Annotated in this window: 1 protein-coding gene; it reads right to left on the minus strand. The window is 62.9% G+C overall.

Features of this window, described 5'->3' with window-relative positions; genetic code table 11:
- Positions 1–98 precede the first annotated feature (98 nt).
- A partial coding sequence (locus tag D471_RS40655) for a hypothetical protein (RefSeq protein WP_040692409.1) occupies positions 99–639 on the minus strand: 541 nt, incomplete at its 5' end.

The raw sequence follows: 639 nt of genomic DNA on the forward strand, positions 1-639 counted from the left end.
CCCGGAGAAACGGATGATCAGTTCCGGGTTCTCGCCGTCGTACCCGATGTAGTAGTCGACCTGTTTCGCCCCCGTGGGGGGCGCGGACGGTTCTGCCATCACAGAATCCTTTCCACAATAGCGCGTGTCTGGTTACCGCCACGCAGAATGGTTTCGTTCGCGGACCCGGCCCCCGACTGTTGGATCTCCAGGATCACGTTTCCGGAGACCCCTCCCACCGCGATCGTGCCCCGGTCGACCGCGCTGTGAAAGTTCGACGGCGGTGAGGAGGCATCCGAGCCGCCAGCGATCTGCAACGTGGTGTTCGCCGGGCGGCGCTGGATGATCTCCGCACCCGAGTTCAGCGAGGTCGCCGAGGTGGCGTCGTAGGCGTGGGTGAACCTGGCCAGCAGTGTCCCGGTGGGCACGTTCCAGTTGAACGCCAGCGCGCTGTCGGAGTCGGCCACCGCCGACAGCGACACCAAGCATTCGTAGACGTAGGTTGCGCCAGCCTCGACCGGGATCACGATCTCCGTGGGGATCGGCGTGGTCTGATTGGTCAGGATCTGGTCAGCTGTCTGGACGATAAAACGTTTGCGGGTCGCGTTGAACACATCCGTGGTCAACACCTGCCCAGCAAAAACCTCGATGGACAACATC

The organism is Nocardiopsis lucentensis DSM 44048 (assembly GCF_000341125.1).
In the GTDB taxonomy this organism is placed as follows: Bacteria; Actinomycetota; Actinomycetes; order Streptosporangiales; family Streptosporangiaceae; genus Nocardiopsis; species Nocardiopsis lucentensis.